Origin of the sequence: Paenibacillus darwinianus (genome assembly GCF_000598065.1) — a bacterium.
GTDB classification, from domain to species: domain Bacteria; phylum Bacillota; class Bacilli; order Paenibacillales; family Paenibacillaceae; genus Paenibacillus_I; species Paenibacillus_I darwinianus.
Genome location: NZ_KK082220.1, coordinates 1 through 2,101, shown reverse-complemented (window position 1 = coordinate 2,101; position 2,101 = coordinate 1). Strand labels below are relative to the sequence as shown.

Genomic DNA, 2,101 nt, shown 5'->3' with positions numbered 1-2,101 from the left:
TAAATCGTTGCGGCTCCTTGGCCTTGGGCCTGACCCTGCCCCGCCGCGCCGCCGCCGTACATCGAATGACCCCCTTGAACGCTCGGGCTGTAAAACCCGGGACCGCCCGCCGCTCCGTATGTTCCGTTCCCGTAAGCCTGAGCGCCGTCTCCGCTCACGCCGGAGCCCATCTCCTGCATGCCGTATTGCGCCTGAAGCGCCTGGCCTGCCGGCTGGTAGCGGTGCAGGAGCGTTTTCGCCGTATGGTCCTTAAGAGTCGGAACCTGATACAAACCCTGTTCGTTCATGAACAGAAACACCTCGTATGCCTGGTCCATACAGGTCGCCGCGCTATTGAGCATCATGCTGCGTAGATTCGGGTCGGCGCACTCCAATGCGGCCCAGGAGCAGTTTCTGGCGCCGTTTTTGTGCCACAGCAGCATCGCCGTCGCGATTTCCCCGTCGTAGAACCGCGCGTCGGCCTGCGGAGCGAATTGGGGCGGGTTGTTGAGACCGTAGCGGATTTGCTGCGGCGATACCCCCTGAATATTCGTATTGGGCGGAATCGGAGCAAATCCGCTGTAATCGTGCGTGTAATTCACGATTTCATTATAAGACCGGATCTCCTCCTGTTGATGGCGAACGATCATATCCATCAGCTGGGGGTTCTTCACTTCTTGTGCGTACAGATTGAAATGGGTGATGCAGCTGATCTTCTCCATCAAAATCTCATGCGTTTCCATCGACTCGTGAGCGCCGAATGGCATGGGAATCACTCCTTTGTTTGATAACAGCCAAAGGATAATATTGCCGGGTCCCGCGCCGATTATACATCTCTCTCTCAAATAATAAATCATACTTTCCATAATCAAACAATTATTTTGCCCCCACAGCGGACTTTCACTGCCTAGTTAATCGCCATGCGTGGCGCACACAAAGAACCGCCAACGATGTCGGCGGTTCTCGCTATCGCATCAGTTCCCGAAGCGAAATTTACAGCGGCTCCGCCGCATCGACGACCGGAGCCTCCGCCGCGGCGATCTTCGACTTCGCCGTGAGCGCATCGCTCAGCTTCGCGGAAGCGATGCCCAGGAAGGCGCCCACGACGAGGCCGATCGCGCTTCCAGTAAAGTCCAGACCCGCGCCGAAATACGTCGCTGTACCCATAAAAACGCCCGGAACGTACGCCCAAATTCCGACTTTAGAAGCAAGGACCATCACACCGGCGATGATGCCGAGCGAAATGCCGAGGGCAACCGGCGTTGCCGTGCCGGCGGCGGCCGCAATCCCGTCCGAGAATCGAATAATCAGGACCCCCCAGACGACGCCGGTGAAATTCGTAATGAGCGTCGTCTTCAATCCCTTCGCACCACCGCCGGATGCGAAGAAACATGCCCATGAGACGAATGCGGCGAACGTGACCAATCCCCACATGATGCTAAGCGATGTCCATACTCCCGCCAAAACGGCGATGACGACCGATAAAGCGACCAATGCCGGCATACTTACACCTCTTCTCCCTGGAATTGATAGATGGTTCTTGCTTTAGAGACCCTCAAGCGATTCGTTCGCGGCTTGCGATCATGCGAGCCAAGTCGCATTCCCGGAACTTCTCCTTCCGCGCCTCGATGTCGATACCATAGAGCGCCGCCGCGTTCTCGCCAAGAATCTTCTTCTTCACGCTTCTATCGAACGTCACGCCCGTCTCCTCCCGGATGTCTTCAGGCAGCTCCATCGCCATAAATTTCTCAATAAGCCAGCTCGGCTCCCAGATCGCGTAGTCGCTCCCGAACAGAATCCGGTCCGGCCCGATCCAGTACAGCAGCTCGCTGATGATCTCTGCGAAATACCGCGGCCGCGTATGAATGAACGGCATTGCTACTGCCAGGCCACCGTACACGTTCCGCTCCTGCGTCGCGATCCAGCAAAAATCCTCGAGCCGCGGCAAGCCCACGTGCTCTACAATAAAGTTCAATCCCTGGAACGCGCTCGCTACATCGTCGATGTCCGCCACGTCGAACGCGTCACGGTTCAGCGGAATGATCGTCGGCCCCTTGTGCACATGAATGTTCGTAATGCCAATCTCCTGGCACTTCTCCAAGTACCGGTACGACCAGTCGTC

The 2,101-nt window shown here is 57.0% G+C and carries 3 protein-coding genes; all 3 read right to left on the bottom strand.

Translation table 11 applies throughout. The features are described 5' to 3' along the window. The coding region (locus BG52_RS14505) for a spore coat protein (protein ID WP_144340842.1) at nt 1-746 on the bottom strand (746 nt) is incomplete at its 3' end. Nucleotides 747-972: 226 nt separating this feature from the next. Next, complete coding sequence (locus BG52_RS14500) at nt 973-1,482, bottom strand: DUF1097 domain-containing protein (protein ID WP_051588160.1); 510 nt, start codon at nt 1,480-1,482, stop codon at nt 973-975. A 52-nt stretch (nt 1,483-1,534) separates the two neighbouring features. Further along, the coding region (locus BG52_RS14495) for an amidohydrolase family protein (RefSeq protein ID WP_036667574.1) at nt 1,535-2,101 on the bottom strand (567 nt) is incomplete at its 5' end.

Coding starts and splice junctions, on each gene's coding strand:
- BG52_RS14500 (WP_051588160.1), bottom strand. CDS start 1,482: ATGCCGGCATTGGTCGCTTTATCGGTCGTCATCGCCGTTTTGGCGGGA.